Consider the following 18178-nt stretch of genomic DNA (forward strand, 5'->3'; position numbering starts at 1 on the left):
AAGTAAAATGGTGTAGCTCTTATCGTGCTTAACGGTAATATCGGACGCGGGATGGAGCAGCTTGGTAGCTCGTCGGGCTCATAACCCGAAGGTCGTTGGTTCAAATCCAGCTCCCGCAACCACATTCAAAGCTCTCACTGTGCTTAACAGTGACACAATACGGACGCGGGGTGGAGCAGCTTGGTAGCTCGTCGGGCTCATAACCCGAAGGTCGTCGGTTCAAATCCGGCCCCCGCAACCAATTTCTTCTGGCTTATAAGCCATCGCTCTTTAGTAATGCTGAGAAGCATGAACCCCAAAGAATGAAATAAATATCCGGAAAACGCTTTCGGATATTTTTTTGTTGCCTCTTGTTTTTGAGTCACTTATTTAGCCTAGCTTTCTCAAGAAAACTGGGCATTTCCCTATTTCGCTAACAGACTTATCCACAGAAATTATATTGTGGATAACTTAGTTGATAACATGTTCTGCAGTAGTTGACTTTCTTCTGAAAAAAGGATCTTTGCTCTCCCCTTTAATAAGCTGTTAGTGGCTAATTCTGTTAACTATATGTTTTTTATTGTTTTTTATTGTGATGGTTAGTCATTCATGCGTTATATTTGGATCATAATGGCATCTTTTTTTGATCCTAGTCATTGATTGGATATGTGCTTAACTTTTCCGAGAAGGCTGTAGAATGCGTTGCTCCTGGATTTTTTCCACATTTTGGAAAATTGAGAGGGAGGTCAAATATTGCACTGTGTTTCTGTGCTCTGCCCACGCCTCATGCGTCCCTAGGCAGACCTTTTTCAACGATACGGATTAGCCTTTGGTTTTTGATATCGATAGTAGAGTGATCGGCCGATTGGTTCAGTTGTTCTGCTAGAGCCCAATCGATGTGAACATCCAGTAGTTCATTTTGTCCCTTGCGTTCTTGTAATGCTTGCACAATTTTCAGTGAATAAGGGGCGTTCCCCATGGCTATCGCCAAGTTTCTCAGCCACTGCAAGTGACCAATGCGACGGATCGCCGAACCTTCCATCTTTTTCAGAAAGGTGGGCTCATCCCATAGAAACAAATTCACAAGGTCAGCTTGACGTAGCGAGTCACGGCGATGGAAGTCGCTCTGCTCGGTGAGTTCCGCTTCACGATTCCAAGGGCAAACTAACTGACAATCGTCACAGCCGTAAATTCGGTTGCCCATTGCTTTGCGAAATTCCTCAGGAATGACCCCAGAAAACTCTATGGTCAGGTAGGAGATACAGCGTCTGGCATCGACGATTTTGTCGTCGACGATGGCTTGGGTTGGGCACGAGGTGATACACGCTTTACATTTCCCACAGTCATCGTCACTTGGTTCGTCGACAGGTAAAGGCAAATCGATCAGCAGTTCGCCGAGGAAAAACCAAGAGCCAGCTTCTTTATCTAAGATCAGTGAATGTTTTCCAGTCCAGCCAAGTCCGGCTTTTTGCGCCAAAGGTCGCTCCAAAATGGGGGCTGAATCGACAAAAGGCCGATAACCGAAGGCACCGACCGCATTTTCAATACGTTTGCCGAGTTCACTGAGCTGCTTTCTAACTAGCTTATGATAGTCACGGCCCAGGGCGTAGCGGCTGATGTAGGCTTGAGTTTTGTCAGCCAGATTTGCAGCAAACTGCGCTTGTGGAGGAAGATAGTTGATGCGCACGCTGATCACTCGGATGGTTCCGGGGAGCAACTCGTCGGGGCGAGCACGCATCATGCCGTGTCTGGCCATCCAATCCATGCTGCCGTGATAGCCTGCATCTAGCCACTTTTGCAGCTCGGCCTCGTGTTCACGCAGATCAACATCGCAGATCCCGACTTTTTGAAAACCGAGTTCGGCTCCCCAAATTTTGATCTGTTGCGCGAGTTGCTGGTAGTCCATGCGAGTTGCCTGAAGAAAAACGGACGCGGATCTTACTGGATCTTCGGCCAAGGTTCTAGCTTAGTGAGCGATCTCGGAGGATTTTTCCACGAAATGACATTTAGGCGCTTGTCTCTCAAAACAGACACAGTTTACTATTCCTGTTCTTTTGATTTTTATATAGTCAGTTCCCAGATTCAGAGACCGATGATCATGCACGTAAAGCAGTTCGAACTTAAAGATGAGCAGGCCACCATTAATCTTGGCGCACAGCTTGCCAATCTTTGCTCCCAACAAACCACCATTTATTTGCATGGGGACTTGGGTGCAGGAAAAACCACATTCAGTCGTGGTTTTGTTCGTGCTTTGGGCCATGAGGGCAATGTTAAAAGCCCAACCTACACCTTAGTTGAACCCTATCAGTTAGCCAACTGGCAGGTGTACCACTTCGATCTATATCGTTTGGCTGATCCTGAAGAGCTGGAGTTTATGGGGATTCGCGACTACTTTACCGCCGATGCCGTCTGCTTGGTCGAATGGCCAGAAAAAGGCGCGGGGTTGCTGCCCGAGCCGGATTTAGATATCGATATTCGCTATCAAGGTGAAGCTCGCATCGCACAACTAACAGCAAACAACCCGTATGGCATTGAGCTGCTCAGTAAATTGGAGTTAAGTTGAGTTTAAAGTGCATCAAAACCGCTGCGATATGGCTGTCAGCGGTTTGTCTTCTTCTGCCAGCGTGGGCTTTTGCTAACGTTCTGCAAAGTGTCAGGGTTTGGCCTTCTCCGGATGAAACCCGCGTGGTGATCGATTTGGCGGATGAGGCGGATTTCAGTTATTTCTCCCTCACAAAGCCAGACCGTTTGGTGGTTGATTTAAAGAAGACGAGTTTGGGCGCAAAACTGCCAGTCACGGTGGCAGACAGCCCGGTATTGAGCAAAATCCGTAAAAGTTCGCCCCCAGAATCGGGCACTTACCGACTGGTGTTTGAACTGAAAAAGCGTTCTCAGGCAGAACTGTTTAAGTTGGCACCGACCCCTGGCGGCGGTTATGGTCACCGTTTGGTGATCGATTTACCGCACAAAGAGCGCACAGCGAACGCATCGGCCTCACCGACACCCAGCGTCAGTAAAGACATTCAATCTGTCCATCGAGCGGAAGATATTCTGATTGTGATTGATCCGGGACACGGCGGTGAAGATCCCGGCTCTATTGGCCCAACACGTCGATACGAAAAAAATGCCACTTTAAGTATCTCAAAAAAGATCGCGGCAGAGCTCGACGTCGTGCCGGGAATCAAAACCCAGCTCACTCGCTCTGGCGACTATTTTGTCAATTTAAACCGTCGCGTTGCGATTGCGCGCGAAAACGAGGCTCACTTCCTTATCTCGATTCACGCCGATGCGTTTACCTCGCCACAACCTCGGGGTGGGTCGGTATTCGTTCTCAATACACGTCGCGCCAATACTGAGATTGCTCGTTGGGTCGAAAACCACGAGAAACAGTCGGAGATTTTGGGCGGGGCAGGCACTGCATTTGCGAACGTCAACGACAAAAACGTTAACCAAACCTTGCTGGATCTGCAATTTAGCCATTCGCAGAAAGAGGGTTACAAGCTTGCTACTGAGATCCTCGGCGAAATGGGCAAGGTAGCAAAGCTGCACAACGAAAATCCGATCAATACCAGCCTAGCGGTGCTACGTTCACCACAAATCCCATCGGTGCTGGTCGAAACGGGATTTATCTCCAATCCTACCGAAGAGAAACTGCTGTTCCAACGTGCTCACCAAGACAAGCTCGCGAAAGCCATTGCTAAAGCGGTGATTAAATATTTGCAAGATAACCCACCGGAAGGAACGGTTTTCTCTGCCAATGCGAAACCGATTTGGCACACGGTGAAGCGCGGCGAATCGCTGTCGCTGATCGCCAAACAATATGGCACAACGACGCAAGCGATTATGCGGGACAATAAACTGAAAAGTTCCACTTTGGCGATTGGGCAGACGCTACGCATTGATAATGGCGCGCCGACCGCGGCGATCATTCCGGAAAAGCCAAATACAGTGGAAACGGAGCGCATTACACATACTGTCGGCCGTGGTGAGTATTTAGGCAAGATTGCCGAGCACTATAAGGTGGGTGTCGATGATATTCGGAAGGAAAACAATCTTAAGTCCGATATCTTATGGGTTGGGCAGAAGCTAAAAATCACCGTCAGTTTAAAAGACAAGCCGATCCGCAAACACAAAGTGGTGCGCGGCGAGTATCTGAGCAAAATCGCGGCTAAGTATGATGTCAGCGTTGCCAGTATCCGCTCGGCCAATAATCTGCGTTCCGACGAACTCGCGGTTGGGCAGATATTGATTATTCCCAACAAGTAGGCGGGCGTATGGCAATCAAAATATTACCCGCTAGGCTCGCCAACCAAATTGCTGCCGGGGAAGTGGTTGAAAGGCCCGCTTCGGTGGTGAAAGAGTTAGTGGAAAATAGCCTCGACTCCGGGGCGACTCGCATTGATATCGATATCGAGAAAGGCGGCGCTAAGCTGATTCGAATTCGTGATAACGGTTCGGGTATTTGCAAAGACGAACTGGGTCTGGCGCTCAGCCGTCATGCGACATCGAAAATTCATACTTTAGATGATTTAGAAGCGATCATGAGCCTTGGTTTTCGCGGTGAAGCGCTGGCGAGTATCAGCTCTGTCTCACGTCTTACGCTCACGTCTCGTCCGGCAACCCAAGAGCAAGCTTGGAGTGCGTATACGGAAGGGCGTGACATGCAGGTAAATCTGCAACCGACCGCTCACCCGATCGGCACAACGGTTGAAGTGTTAGACCTGTTTTTTAACACCCCTGCGCGGCGCAAATTCCTGCGCACGGAAAAAACCGAATTTGCCCATATTGATGAACTTCTCAAACGTATTGCACTCAGCCGTTTCGATGTCAGCATCACACTGCGTCACAATGGCAAGGTGGTTCGGCAGTATCGAGCGGCGAAAACGCCCAGCCAAGCAGAAAAGCGCTTGGCTTCAGTTTGTGGCAACGCGTTTGTTCGCCATATGTTGGCGATTGAACTGGAGCATCAAGGGTTAAAACTTCATGGTTGGATCACCACGCCAGAGGGCGCGCGCCAGCAAAGTGATTTGCAGTATTGTTATGTGAATGGACGGATGATGCGCGATAAGCTCATTAACCATGCGATCCGTCAGAGCTACGAAAACAGTTTAAAACCGGAACAGTTCGCCGCCTATGTGCTGTTTATTGAACTGGATCCTCATCAGGTCGATGTCAATGTTCATCCAGCCAAACATGAAGTGCGCTTTCACCAAGCGCGCTTAGTGCATGACTTCATCTACCAAGCGCTGGCCAGTGCTTTGGCACAAAGTGACGTGATTGAAGCGCCGCAGATAAGTGCTTCCGCGTTTCATCATCCCGCCGAGCCAGAAAATGAATCCGCGGCCGATGAAGCGGTTGATGCAGTACCAGAGTCGGTTTATCAAGCGATAGATAAGTCGCCTGCTTATCCTCGCAAGCAAGTGGCGCGTGACAGTGAAGCCGCCTCGGGCGTTGCCGAAGCTTTTGTGCCTCCCACTCGTGGCGAAAAAGCGCCAGCGCGTCAGGCTTGGCAAGAATCTCGTCCATCCTCATCGGGGCGTGGTAACTCAGAATATCATCCCATAGAGACGCCCTCTAAACAGCAAGTCAAAGCTTACCAAGATCTATTGCAGACGCCGGATGTGCCTTCTCCTCCAGAGACAATGACGCGCGTTGAGTCTTTGCAAACGCAGACATCTCATGCGCCGAGTGAGCTGGGTAAGGCTGTCGCGATTGTAGAGCAAGTCTACGTGCTGATGGGCAGCAAATCAGGTAGTTTTCTACTGTCTCTGGCTAGGGCAGAGTATTATCGCTGCCTAGGTCAGCTCAATACCACTGCACAAGCATTAAAATCTCAACCCTTGCTGGTGCCGCTGTCACTCAAATTGACCTCAGAGCAGATGTCAGCCTCTGCGCAGCTAGAGCAAACTTTTGCTCGTTTTGGCCTTCAGTTTAAACCACGCAATGACAGAGCCTTGCTCGTGATGGGTGTCCCTGCGCCGCTTCGGCAACAAAACCTACAACTTCTGATCCCAGATCTGCTATCTTACGCAGCTTCATTTGCTCAGGAAGCTAGGAATGAAGGTTGTGCTTCGTCGCTAGCCCATTGGCTCGCTCTGCGCATCACCAAAGTGAAAAGTCACTATACTCTTTCTGAAGCAATTCAAATTATTTCGGAACTCGAACAGCTCTGGCAGGGTCTACTTCCATTGCAAGATGGCAAATTGCTCACAGAGATCGATTTCTCAGCGACGATAGCAAAACTGAAACCATGACAGACAGATTACCTTTGGCCTTGTTTTTAATGGGGCCTACCGCATCGGGAAAAACGGAACTGGCCATCCGCCTACGTCAGAAATATCCAGTTGAGATCATCAGTGTGGACTCCGCGCTGATCTATAAAGGTATGGATATTGGCACGGCGAAGCCGGACGAGCGGGAGCAGCAGTTAGCGCCGCATCGATTGATCGATATCTTGGATCCGGCGCAATCTTATTCCGCGGCGGATTTTCGCCGAGATGCGTTGCAAGCGATGCACGAGATTGCTGCGCAGGGGAAAATACCGCTATTGGTCGGCGGTACTATGTTGTATTTTAAGGCGTTATTAGAAGGTTTATCACCATTACCTGCCGCAAACCCTGAAATACGTCAGCAAATTGAGCAAGAGGCATTGACTAAAGGTTGGTCAGTATTGCACGATGAACTCAAAGAGATCGATCCTGTGTCGGCGGCGAGAATTCATCCCAATGATCCACAAAGATTATCTAGGGCATTGGAAGTTTTTCGCATTTCAGGTAAAACTCTTACTGAGTTGACGCAAACCAAAGGCGAAAGCCTGCCGTTTCGAGTCAAACAGTTTGCAATAGCTCCTAAGGATAGGGCAGAACTTCATCGTCGTATTGAGCTGCGCTTCGACAAAATGATGGAAGCGGGATTTGAACAAGAGATGAAAACCTTGCACGCACGCGAGGATCTTCATCCGGATCTTCCTTCTATTCGATGTGTCGGTTATCGGCAGATGTGGGACTATTTAGACGGGAATGGCACTCTAGCCGAAGCGATTTATCGCGGCATCTGCGCCACCCGTCAATTGGCCAAGCGACAGATTACCTGGCTGCGCAGCTGGGATAGCCTAACTTGGTTAGATAGCGAGGACATTGAACAGTCATTAGAAACTCTTTCAGAAGCCATAGCATCTGATTGAGATAGCTGTGTATAATGTGATCGTTTTTGCGTGAATACACTCACTGAAGGATCGTTATTGGCGACGTTAGTGACAACTGGCTAATAACTAGAGTGTTATTTTGTTCGTTTAGCTCAGATGCAAAGGCAGTCTCTTTTGCAGTGCACCACTAGCTAAATAATTACAACTACAAATTAAATAAGGAAAATAAAATGGCTAAGGGGCAATCTCTACAAGACCCATTTCTAAATGCACTCCGTCGTGAGCGTATTCCAGTGTCTATCTATTTGGTAAACGGCATCAAACTACAAGGTCAGATTGAATCATTTGATCAGTTTGTCATCCTACTAAAAAACACCGTTAACCAAATGGTTTACAAGCACGCTATCTCTACCGTTGTACCGGCACGTCCAGTAAGCCACCACAGCGGTGAGCGTAGCCCATCGGATCGTCCACAAGATAAATCTGAAGATTAATCTTTTCGTCGATCGTGTTACTACATTAAGGAGTTGATTGCTTGTTTGACCGTTATGAATCCGGTGAGCGAGCCGTACTTGTTCATATCAACTTCACGCAAGAAGGTGAGTGGGAAGACTTGGCAGAATGCGAAATGCTAGTCTCCTCTGCTGGGGTAACGACACTGCAAGTGATTACGGGCAGTCGACGTTCCCCGCACCCGAAATACTACGTCGGAGAGGGCAAGGCTCAGGAGATTGCACAGGCAGTGCAAATGACTGGTGCTGAAATTGTGGTTTTTAATCACGCCCTCTCTCCTGCCCAGGAACGCAACCTCGAAAGACTATGCCAGTGTCGTGTTATCGATCGCACAGGCCTAATTCTTGATATCTTCGCTCAACGAGCACGAACCCATGAAGGTAAACTTCAAGTCGAACTGGCTCAACTGAGACATATATCTACTCGCTTAATTCGTGGTTGGACGCATCTGGAAAGACAAAAAGGTGGTATTGGTCTGCGAGGACCGGGTGAAACCCAGCTAGAAACAGACCGCCGTTTATTGCGTGAGCGGATCAAAGCGATTCTTCGCCGCCTAGAAAAGGTATCGAAGCAACGTGAACAGGGGCGTCGTGCTCGAAATCGCGCCGAAATACCCACCCTTTCATTGGTCGGGTACACCAACGCGGGTAAATCTACCCTATTTAACCGCATTACCGAAGCCGGTGTTTATGCCGCGGATCAACTGTTTGCCACGTTGGATCCTACGCTGCGTAAAATCGACTTGATGGATGTTGGCCCTGCAATTTTGGCTGACACCGTTGGCTTTATTCGACATCTGCCACATGATTTAGTGGCTGCATTTAAAGCCACCTTGCAAGAGACGCAAGAAGCTGACATTTTGTTACATGTTGTTGATGCCAGTGATGAGCGTTTTCGTGAGAATATTCAAGCTGTTCACGATGTGTTGACGGAAATTGATGCACATGAAATCCCGACTTTGGTCGTGATGAACAAGATCGACAACATGGAAGATCAGCATCCACGTATCGAGCGTGATGATGAAGGTGTTCCTCGTGTTGTTTGGGTCTCAGCAATGGAAGGAAAGGGCATCGACTTGTTGTTCGCGGCGCTCACCGAACGGTTAGCGTCCCAGATCATCGAATATCAGTTGCGAATCCCTCCACAGCATCAAGGAAGACTTCGCAGTATATTTTTCCAAATGAAGTGTATTCAGCAGGAAGGATACGACCAAGATGGTAACTTGTTGATCGATATTCGAATGCAGCAAGTAGATTGGTCTAGACTTGAAAAAAAAGAAGGGGCAGTTTTGCGTGACTTTATCGTTACTTAAAGGACTGCTACAGTATAACGTCATATCAAATGATGGAGCTTTCTAATGGCGTGGAATGAGCCTGGAAATAACAACGGCAATAATGGCCGCGATAATGACCCTTGGGGTAACAATAATCGCGGTGGCCAGCGTCCGGGGGGCCGAGACCAAGGGCCGCCGGATTTGGATGAAGTGTTTAACAAGCTAAGTCAAAAGCTGGGTGGCAAGTTTGGCAACAAAGGAGGCAAAGGCCCTTCATTCTCTGGTGGTAGCGCAATTGGCTTTGGAGTCATTGCTGCAATCGCTGTTGCAGTGTGGTTCTTTTCTGGTTTCTATACGATTGGTGAAGCTGAGCGTGGCGTCGTGCTGCGCTTAGGTAAGTATGATCGTATCGTTGATCCAGGTTTGAACTGGCGTCCTCGCTTTGTTGATGAAGTGACTGCCGTTAACGTACAAGCGATTCGCTCACTGCGTGCATCGGGTTTGATGTTGACCAAAGATGAAAACGTGGTCACTGTCGGCATGGATGTACAATATCGCGTGTCTGATCCATACAAGTACTTGTATCGTGTGACTAATGCTGACGATAGCTTACGCCAAGCAACCGACTCAGCGTTACGTGCCGTGGTTGGTGATTCTTTGATGGACAGCATCTTAACCAGTGGCCGTCAGCAAATTCGCCAAAGTACCCAAACGACCTTGAATCAAATCATTGATAGCTATGATATGGGCTTAATGATTGTCGATGTCAACTTCCAGTCGGCTCGTCCGCCAGAGCAAGTGAAAGATGCGTTCGATGATGCGATTGCGGCGCGAGAAGATGAAGAGCGTTTCATTCGTGAGTCTGAAGCGTATAAGAACGAAATTCTGCCTAAAGCAACAGGCCGAGCAGAACGTTTGAAGAAAGAAGCGCAAGGTTATACCGAACGCACGGTTAACGAAGCATTGGGTCAAGTGGCACAGTTTGAAAAACTGCTCCCTGAGTACCAAGCGGCTCCAGCGGTTACCCGTGATCGTCTCTACCTTGATACGATGGAAGAAGTGTACTCAAACACATCGAAAGTGCTGATTGATTCGCAATCGAGTGGCAATCTGCTCTATCTGCCGATTGATAAGCTGACCAGCCAAAGTGGTCAAGCAGAGAGTAAGCGTAAAGATCCGTCTTCGGCGGCGTACGACCAGATTCAACTAGAGTCTCAGAGTAACAGTGATGATGTGCAGAGTACGCAGTCGCGCAACACTGGCTCACGTCAAGGGAGATACTAATCATGCGTAAATTAATGATCCCTGTGTTGGTGATTGCCCTTGCGTCACTACTTATGTCCTTGTTTGTTATCCCTGAAGGTGAGCGCGGTATTGTTGTCCGTTTCGGTCGTATTCTGAAAGATAACAATGAAATTGCTCGAATCTACGAACCGGGTTTGCATTTTAAAATGCCACTGTTTGATCGAGTAAGAACGTTAGATGCGCGCATCCAAACAATGGATGGCCGCTCTGACCGTTTCGTGACTTCAGAGAAAAAAGATGTGATCATCGATACCTATGTCAAATGGCGTATTGAAGACTTTGGTCAATACTACTTGGCAACGGGTGGTGGCAATGCATTGACGGCACAAGCACTGTTAGAGCGTAAAGTGACAGACATTCTTCGTTCTGAAATCGGTTCTCGTGAAATCAAACAAATTGTTTCGGGCCCACGTAATAAAGATGTCTTGCCGGAAAGTGCTGATGACGAAGTCGTCACGACTGAGGCTGCGAAACAAGCATTGGAAATCGATGGTCAGCGTGACCAAGTGATGGAAAATGTGTTGGAAGATACGCGTAAAGGCGCACTGAAAGATTTAGGCGTGAGAGTGGTTGATTTCCGTATTAAGAAAATCAACCTCCCAGATGAGATCAGTGAGTCTATCTATCGTCGTATGCGTGCTGAACGTGAGTCAGTAGCTCGTAAACACCGCTCTCAAGGTCGTGAAAAAGCCGAAGTCATTCGCGCTCAAGCTGAACTTGAAGTGGCGACTATCTTAGCGGAAGCGGATAAAACGGCTCGCGTAACTCGCGGTGATGCTGATGCTAAAGCGGCGAAGATCTACTCTGAAGCGTACAACAAAGATCCTGAGTTCTTCAGTTTCTTACGCTCTCTAAGAGCCTATGAGAAATCCTTTAGCTCCAAGAACGATATTCTGGTTTTGGATCCGAAGAGTGATTTCTTCCAGTATATGAACAGTGGTAAAGGCGTTGAAGCTAAGTAAGCGCTAAACCGCACAAATCGAAAGGCTCCCGTTGTTGGAGCCTTTTTTTATCCGTGACTCATCATGTAAGCAATCACAGCCCCTGCAACCACTAGGCAACCGCCAATACGGCGCAACTGATGGTCGGGTTGTTCACTGAGCTGTGCCACCATGCTGCGCCATCCTCGAGGTGCGAGCAAAGGTCCCAGCCCTTCAACAATCAAAACAAGCCCCAATGCGATCCAAAGTGAATCTGCCATAGAATAAATACCCATCTAAGAAGCAAGAGAGCATGGTAGCAGTGAAGCGTGTGATGAAAAAGTATGCATGTGTTTTTTCACTCTTTTGGACCCTGGCTGTGTGAACAAAAAATGACTGCAAGACGCGTAATTCGGTGCTAGAATCCTTTTTTAACTATCAATCAGATTTGGAAAGATGGCAAATAACGTAGTCGTTCTGGGCACCCAATGGGGTGACGAAGGTAAAGGCAAAATCGTTGACCTTTTGACTGAAGATGCAAAGTATGTGGTTCGCTACCAAGGCGGTCACAATGCTGGTCACACTCTTGTAATCGACGGTGAGAAAACCGTTCTCCACTTAATCCCATCAGGTATTCTGCGTAATAACGTTAAATGCGTTATCGGTAACGGCGTTGTGCTTTCACCTGAAGCGCTCATCAAAGAGATGAAACCTCTTGAAGAGCGTGGTATTCCAGTTCGCGAACGTCTGTTCATTTCTGAAGCTTGTCCTCTGATTCTTCAATACCACGTTGCGCTCGACCAAGCGCGTGAAATTGCGCGTGGTAAGAAAGCGATTGGTACTACGGGTCGTGGTATTGGTCCAGCGTACGAAGATAAAGTGGCTCGCCGCGGTCTGCGCGTGGGTGACTTGTTCGATATGGTATCCTTTGCAGAAAAACTGAAAGAAGTGATGGAGTACCATAACTTCCAACTCGTGAACTTCTACAAAGCGGAACCAGTAAGCTACGATGAAGTGCTTGAGCAAGCAAAAGGTTATGCTGAGCTGCTTACGTCTATGGTGATTGACGTGACTGACGAACTTGACGCAGCACGTAAGCGTGGCGACAAGATCATGTTCGAAGGTGCTCAAGGAACGCTACTCGACATCGACCACGGTACTTACCCCTACGTGACTTCATCTAACACCACTGCTGGTGGTGTGGCTGCAGGCTCTGGTTTTGGTCCTCGTTACCTAGGTTACATTCTGGGTATCGCAAAAGCTTACTGTACGCGCGTTGGTGCCGGCCCATTCCCAACCGAACTGTTTGACGATGTCGGTGAGCACTTAGGTGTGAAAGGGCATGAGTTTGGTGCAACCACTGGTCGTAAGCGTCGTTGTGGCTGGTTTGACGCTGTTGCGATGCGTCGCGCGATTCAAATCAACTCAGTGTCTGGTTTCTGCCTGACTAAGTTGGATGTACTGGATGGCCTGAAAGAGCTGAAAATTTGTACCGCTTACCAAATGGAAGATGGTTCAATTCTAGAAGTCTCTCCAATGGCGGCTGAAGCGTTTGAGAAAGCGACGCCACTCTACGAAACCATGCCGGGTTGGTCAGAGAGTACTTTTGGCGCTAAATCACTGGCAGATTTACCAAAAGCGGCGATCGATTACATCAAGCGTATCGAAGAACTCACTGGCGTACCGGTAGACATTATCTCTACTGGCCCAGATCGCAATGAGACCATCATTAAGGTTCACCCATTCGAATCTTAATCTTTGCTCACGAATGATAAGAAACCGACCACGATGGTCGGTTTTTTTATCCCAACAGTTTGTCTTGTGCTTTTTTTGAGCTAACTGGTGCAAATGTCATCACGGCGTGGCAATCTATTGCCTGTGGATGGCAACTTTTGTCTAAAGCTGTGCGATACGGTGCCGATAATGTTATCAAGCCCGCGAGATCCTCCGGAGATCCTGGTTGCCAGATAAACATTAAAGAGTGATGAATATGAAATTACGAACGGTGGCTGCTTCGCTACTGTTGGTGTTGAGTGCTCCTTTTACTAAAGCCAGTGTTGCTGATGTCGGGGTGCCAGTACCCATCTATACCGAAGCAGAGCTTATCAAGCTGATTGAGCAGAATAAGCACCTGGAACGAGTACGGGCAGACAATTGTCAGCTGGTGGAAGATATTGTCGCGCGTGCTACACGGATCAGCTTACCCGCGTACGAGTTTCTGTACGGTGATATGTTGGCGTGGGGTGTGTGTGTTGACCAAGACGTCGAACTCGGTCTCTACTACATGGAAAATGCCGCGCATCAAGGCTTACCTGCTGCGCTAGAGCAATTGGGTCGTTACTATTCACGTGGAACTTTGGTGCAACAAGATAAAGAGCGCGCCATTCCTTACTTACGTGAGGCCGCTGCCATGGGCAATTTAAATGCTCGGATACACCTAGCGGAGCTACTACTTCGTGATTATGGCAGCCCTTTAGACTACGAAGACGCCTATCGCTGGCTATATAACTCCGTCACGGCGGATCAAAGGCAGCATCAGCGCATCTCAATGTTGCGGCAAGGTTTGGAGCAGCGCATGCCAGAGAACATTATTGCCAGAGCCAAGCGGCGCGACACCTTCTGGTAGCAATCAAATTTTCTCACTCTTTATAATAAAGCCCACTTCGCTGAGTGGGCTTTGTTGTTTCTGTTGAGTCTTAATGTTCAACTAGCCAAGTTACATCACTTTATGTGGGCCAAAACACTCGTAATGGATTCGCTCGCTGGTGAGACCAAGCGTGACCAACTGCTTGGCGGCATATTGCATAAAGCCAATGGGTCCACAAAGGTAAACTTGCGCATGCTCTGCTTGTAGCTTGTCGCGAATCTCATCAAGATTGACCAAACCCGTGAAATGGAAATCATCGCCGAGACGGTCTTCGGTACTTGGCTGATGGTACCAAATTGCCGTCTGTCCTTGTTCGAGCTTGGAAACTAAAGCCTTGGCGTGTTGTTTAAAGGCGTGCTGCTGGCCATTTTCCGTTGCATGCACCCAAGTAAGCGGCGCTCGATGCTCAGATAAGCTTTCCAGCATAGCAAGCATTGGAGTTAGACCGACACCTGCAGAGATAAGCACGACTGGAGTTTGGGGCGTGATGTCGAGGTAAAAATCCCCCGCAGGTGCGGTGAGCTTGACTGTTTCGCCTACTTGCAGTGTATCGTGCAGATAGTTGGATACCAAACCGCTGGGCTCACGTTTCACAGAAATACGATAGACCCCCTCTTGTGGCGCACTTGATAAACTGTATTGACGGATCTCTTGATGCTCAAGGCTTGGGTGCTGGATATGAATGCCAATGTATTGCCCCGGTTTATAGCGAGCAACATTTAAGCCATCGGTGGGTTTGAAAACGAAGCTGCAAATGGTGCTGCTTTCATAGTGTTTATCGATCAATTCAAATTCGCGTACTCCACGCCATCCGCCTTCTTGCGCTTCATTATGCTGATAAATCTGCTCTTCTCGGGCAATAAAGACATTGGCTAGCACGCCATATGCTTCGGCCCATGCATCGAGCACCGCTTCTCCTGGCGAAAAAAGTTCATCAATGGTGGCAAGCAAGTGGCTGCCAACAATCTGGTATTGTTCGGCAGAGATGAGAAAGCTGGAATGCTTGTGGGCGATTTTTTCGACCGCTCCTAGTAGGGCAGGAAGGTTGTCGATGTTGTTGGCATACGCGCAAATTGCATTAAACAAAGCTTCTCGCTGATCGCCGTTACGCTGATTACTCATGTTAAAAATTTCTTTGAGCTCGGGGTGATGGGTAAACATGCGTTGGTAGAAATGCGCGGTCAATTGAGGACCCGTTTTTGCCAGAAGTGGCGCGGTGGATTTAACAATCTGGATGGTGTTTTCGCTGAGCATAGCGGACTTCCTTTGAAGAGAGTGAGCAGTTTTTTATTAGTAATAAGTTTTAAGTTGCATTATCAATGCATGTTTAAAGTTGTATCTCAAATGTATCTTTCACGCAAGAAAAGTTTTAGACTTTCAAAACAACACAGGAGAGCAAAATGCAACTGACCAGTTTTACCGATTACGGTTTACGTACCCTGATTTATCTTGCTTCCTTACCAGAAAATCAATTGACTAATATTACCGAAGTAACTGATCTATTTTCAGTTTCTCGAAACCATCTAGTGAAGGTGATTAATCGTCTTGGTCAACTCGGCTACATCCAAACCGTGCGAGGAAAAAACGGCGGTATTTGTCTCAATCGTCCGGCTAGCACGATCTCGGTCGGGGAGGTAGTGAGAGACTTAGAACCTTTGGTACTGGTGAACTGTTCAGCCGAGTTTTGTCACATCACCCCTGCATGCCGTTTAAAAGAGCGATTGGCGCGTGCAAAACAAGCGTTTTTAGCGGAACTGGATCAATGCACGATTGACGATTTATTGAGTGATAATGCAGAACTGATGATTCTTCTTGCTAGAGCGTAGCCATTCTTTTTCAAAGCAATTCTGTAGCTTATCGAGAGACTCGGATATACTAACGCTATACCTTCCTTGCTAAATAGGCGTGCCTATGTCAGACGTAATTCAAAACGATCCTTTTGCTGATCGTGAATCAGAAAACTACGAAAATCCCATTCCGAGCAGGGAGTTCATTCTTGAATTCCTCGCGCAGGCTGGCGTTCCGATGAATCGCAACGATTTGTTTGAAGCGCTGCATCTCAAAGATGAAGAACAGTACGAAGGGCTAAGACGCCGCTTGCGTGCCATGGAGCGCGACGGGCAATTGGTGTTTACGCGTCGTCAGTGCTATGCCTTGCCTGAAAAGCTGGAAATGATCAAAGGTTACGTGATTGGACACAAAGACGGGCACGGCTGGGTAAGGCCGGATGGCAGCACCAACAAAGATGATGACATCTTGCTGCCACACCACCAGATGCGTAGCGTGATTCACGGCGATTATGTTTTGGTGCAACCGACCGACAACAGCAAGCGAGGGCGTCGTGAAGGTCGTCTTGTGCGCATTCTTGAAGAGCGTCAATCGCAAATCGTCGGCCGTTTCTTCCTTGAGTATGGCTACTCTTATGTGGTGCCAGATGACTCGCGCATTAGCCAAGATATTCTGATCCCGAATGAACTGAAAGCGGGTGCGCGTATGGGCAACGTGGTCGTTATTGAGATCACCGACCGTGGCGCCCGCTCTCGTGGCATGATGGGCAAAGTGGTGGAAGTCTTAGGCGAGAACATGGCGCCGGGCATGGAGACGCAGATTGCGATTCGCACCCACCAGATCCCACACGAATGGCCGCAGGAAGTGGAAAAGCAAATCGCCAACTTAGGCGAAGAAGTGCCTGAAGAGTCCAAAGTTGGGCGCGTGGATCTGCGCCAACTGCCACTCGTTACCATTGATGGTGAAGATGCCCGCGACTTCGACGATGCCGTTTACTGCGAGAAGAAAAAAGGCGGTGGCTGGCGCTTGTGGGTAGCGATTGCCGATGTGAGTTACTACGTGCGTCCAGATACGGCGCTCGACAAAGAAGCCATTAACCGCGGTAACTCCGTCTACTTCCCGTCTCAGGTTGTTCCGATGTTGCCGGAAGTACTGTCAAATGGCTTGTGTTCTTTGAACCCCCAAGTCGATCGCCTCTGCATGGTGTGCGAAATGACCATTTCTGACACCGGCAAACTCTCAGGGTACAAACATTACGAAGCCGTGATGAATTCGCACGCCCGTTTGACTTACACCAAGGTGAGCGAAATTCTTGAGGGCGATGAGGAGTTACGTGAACGCTACGCAGCGTTAGTACCGCATCTGGAAGAGCTGCATGCGATGTACAAAGTGCTCAAAGCGGCTCGTGATCAGCGCGGTGCGATTGAGTTTGAAACGGTGGAAACCAAGTTCATTTTCAACCCTGAGCGCAAGATAGAAAGCATTGAACCTGTGATTCGCAATGACGCACACAAGATCATCGAAGAGTGTATGATCATGGCGAACATCGCTTCGGCCTCTTTGGTGGAAAAAGCCAAAGAGCCCGCTCTGTACCGCGTTCACGAATCTCCTGGAGAGCTGCGTTTGCAAGGTTTCCGCGATTTTCTCAGCGAGCTAGGGCTTGATCTGAAAGGCGGCTTAGAACCCTCGCCGACCGATTACGCTGATCTGGTCAAACAGATCGGTGAGCGAGCCGATAAAGAGTTGATCCAAACCATGCTGCTGCGCTCGATGAAGCAGGCGGTATACAATGCCGACAACGCGGGTCACTTTGGCTTGGCGCTGAAGCGTTACGCGCACTTTACCTCGCCTATCCGCCGCTATCCGGATCTCTTGCTGCATCGTGCAATCAAATACCTGATTGCCAAAGAAGAGGGGCGTAATCAGGACCGTTGGACGCCGACGGGCGGTTATCACTACTCTTTCGATGACATGGATTTCTACGGTGAGCAGTGCTCGATGACTGAACGCCGTGCTGATGATGCGACTCGCGAGGTGGCTGATTGGCTTAAGTGTGAGTACATGCAAGATCACGTTGGCGATGAACTCGACGGTGTGATTGCCAATGTCACCAGTTTTGGTTTCTTTGTGCGCTTAACCGAGCTGCACATCGATGGCTTAGTGCACATTTCGACGTTAGCGAACGACTACTATCAGTTTGATCCGATTGGCCAGCGATTGATCGGAGAAAGCTTCGGGCACATCTATCGTCTCGGCGATGCCGTGAAAGTGAAGGTGCTGTCGGTCAATCTGGACGCTAGACAAATTGACTTTGAATTGGTTGAAACCAGCCGTAAGCTACGCGGCGAAGGGAAAACCGCGAAAAAACGTGTTGCTGAAGCGAAAGAAAAGGCCAAAGCGAAGAAAAAAGGCATCGCTAAGGCCTCTGGCAAAGCCATGCACCATGAGCCAGTGATCGAGCCGACCAAACGTCCTGCCCCCGTTGAAGGGGCAGACAAAAAGCAGAAAGTAAAAAAAGCGCGTAAGAAAAAACCACACAGTAAGCCAAAGAAAACCAAGCACAACGCAAAAGCGGCTGAGTGAGCAGGCAGTGGTCTTCTACACGAGTA

At 48.6% G+C, this 18178-nt stretch carries 15 protein-coding genes and 2 tRNA genes; 14 read left to right on the forward strand and 3 right to left on the reverse strand.

The window, feature by feature from the left end; translation table 11 throughout:
• Nucleotides 1–45 precede the first annotated feature (45 nt).
• Together UF06_RS06180 and UF06_RS06185 are read left to right on the forward strand one after the other, a co-directional pair.
• Nucleotides 46–122, forward strand: a tRNA-Met gene (locus UF06_RS06180).
• Between the two features lie 42 nt (nucleotides 123–164).
• Nucleotides 165–241, forward strand: a tRNA-Met gene (locus UF06_RS06185).
• Nucleotides 242–763: 522 nt separating this feature from the next.
• Here the strand turns inward: UF06_RS06185 and queG are convergent.
• Nucleotides 764–1885: a tRNA epoxyqueuosine(34) reductase QueG gene (gene queG / locus UF06_RS06190; protein ID WP_045569670.1), complete on the reverse strand. Its 1122-nt coding sequence runs from the start codon at nucleotides 1883–1885 to the stop codon at nucleotides 764–766.
• 192 nt (nucleotides 1886–2077) lie between these two features.
• Between queG and tsaE the strand changes: the two genes are divergently transcribed.
• The 8 genes from tsaE (at nucleotide 2078) to hflC (ending at nucleotide 11176) form a co-directional block, all read left to right on the forward strand.
• The gene (gene tsaE / locus UF06_RS06195) at nucleotides 2078–2542 is read left to right on the forward strand and encodes a tRNA (adenosine(37)-N6)-threonylcarbamoyltransferase complex ATPase subunit type 1 TsaE (protein WP_039436869.1); all 465 of its coding nucleotides are present in this window, start codon (nucleotides 2078–2080) and stop codon (nucleotides 2540–2542) included.
• 11 nt (nucleotides 2543–2553) lie between these two features.
• Nucleotides 2554–4245: an N-acetylmuramoyl-L-alanine amidase gene (locus tag UF06_RS06200; RefSeq protein WP_242401993.1), complete on the forward strand. Its 1692-nt coding sequence runs from the start codon at nucleotides 2554–2556 to the stop codon at nucleotides 4243–4245.
• A gap of 8 nt (nucleotides 4246–4253) precedes the next feature.
• Nucleotides 4254–6233 (forward strand): DNA mismatch repair endonuclease MutL, encoded by a 1980-nt coding sequence (mutL, locus tag UF06_RS06205; protein ID WP_045569672.1) that lies wholly within the window; start codon nucleotides 4254–4256, stop codon nucleotides 6231–6233.
• A complete protein-coding gene (miaA, locus tag UF06_RS06210) occupies nucleotides 6230–7162 on the forward strand; it encodes a tRNA (adenosine(37)-N6)-dimethylallyltransferase MiaA (RefSeq protein ID WP_045569673.1) in 933 nt (310 codons plus the stop codon). Before mutL ends, miaA begins: the two co-directional genes overlap by 4 nt.
• A 191-nt stretch (nucleotides 7163–7353) precedes the next feature.
• The gene (hfq, locus tag UF06_RS06215) at nucleotides 7354–7617 is read left to right on the forward strand and encodes an RNA chaperone Hfq (protein WP_039431220.1); all 264 of its coding nucleotides are present in this window, start codon (nucleotides 7354–7356) and stop codon (nucleotides 7615–7617) included.
• Between the two features lie 41 nt (nucleotides 7618–7658).
• Complete coding sequence (gene hflX, locus UF06_RS06220; RefSeq protein WP_045569674.1) at nucleotides 7659–8948, forward strand: ribosome rescue GTPase HflX; 1290 nt, start codon at nucleotides 7659–7661, stop codon at nucleotides 8946–8948.
• Nucleotides 8949–8993: 45 nt separating this feature from the next.
• Entirely contained in the window at nucleotides 8994–10193 is a 1200-nt protein-coding gene (gene hflK / locus UF06_RS06225; protein WP_045569675.1) for an FtsH protease activity modulator HflK, read from the forward strand.
• A 2-nt stretch (nucleotides 10194–10195) separates the two neighbouring features.
• Nucleotides 10196–11176: a protease modulator HflC gene (hflC, locus tag UF06_RS06230; protein ID WP_045569676.1), complete on the forward strand. Its 981-nt coding sequence runs from the start codon at nucleotides 10196–10198 to the stop codon at nucleotides 11174–11176.
• Nucleotides 11177–11223: 47 nt separating this feature from the next.
• Here hflC and UF06_RS06235 read toward each other — a convergent pair whose 3' ends face one another.
• Nucleotides 11224–11415, reverse strand: a complete 192-nt coding sequence (locus UF06_RS06235) for a DUF2065 domain-containing protein (protein WP_045569677.1) — start codon at nucleotides 11413–11415, stop codon at nucleotides 11224–11226.
• Nucleotides 11416–11590: 175 nt separating this feature from the next.
• Between UF06_RS06235 and UF06_RS06240 the strand changes: the two genes are divergently transcribed.
• Complete coding sequence (locus tag UF06_RS06240; protein ID WP_045569678.1) at nucleotides 11591–12889, forward strand: adenylosuccinate synthase; 1299 nt, start codon at nucleotides 11591–11593, stop codon at nucleotides 12887–12889.
• Between the two features lie 235 nt (nucleotides 12890–13124).
• Nucleotides 13125–13760: a tetratricopeptide repeat protein gene (locus UF06_RS06245; protein ID WP_045569679.1), complete on the forward strand. Its 636-nt coding sequence runs from the start codon at nucleotides 13125–13127 to the stop codon at nucleotides 13758–13760.
• 90 nt (nucleotides 13761–13850) lie between these two features.
• On the opposite strand, the gene hmpA is transcribed toward UF06_RS06245, so the two are convergent.
• Nucleotides 13851–15035, reverse strand: coding sequence for an NO-inducible flavohemoprotein (gene hmpA, locus UF06_RS06250; RefSeq protein ID WP_045569680.1), 1185 nt, complete (start codon nucleotides 15033–15035; stop codon nucleotides 13851–13853).
• A gap of 146 nt (nucleotides 15036–15181) precedes the next feature.
• On the opposite strand from hmpA, the gene nsrR reads away from it, so the two are divergent.
• Both nsrR and rnr read left to right on the forward strand, forming a co-directional pair.
• On the forward strand, nucleotides 15182–15607 hold the full coding sequence (gene nsrR, locus UF06_RS06255) for a nitric oxide-sensing transcriptional repressor NsrR (RefSeq protein WP_045569681.1): 426 nt from the start codon (nucleotides 15182–15184) through the stop codon (nucleotides 15605–15607).
• 85 nt (nucleotides 15608–15692) lie between these two features.
• The gene (gene rnr / locus UF06_RS06260) at nucleotides 15693–18152 is read left to right on the forward strand and encodes a ribonuclease R (RefSeq protein ID WP_045569682.1); all 2460 of its coding nucleotides are present in this window, start codon (nucleotides 15693–15695) and stop codon (nucleotides 18150–18152) included.
• The last annotated feature ends 26 nt before the right edge of the window (nucleotides 18153–18178 follow it).

The sequence above is a fragment of the Vibrio sp. S234-5 genome, from assembly GCF_000960595.1.
Lineage (GTDB): Bacteria > Pseudomonadota > Gammaproteobacteria > Enterobacterales > Vibrionaceae > Vibrio.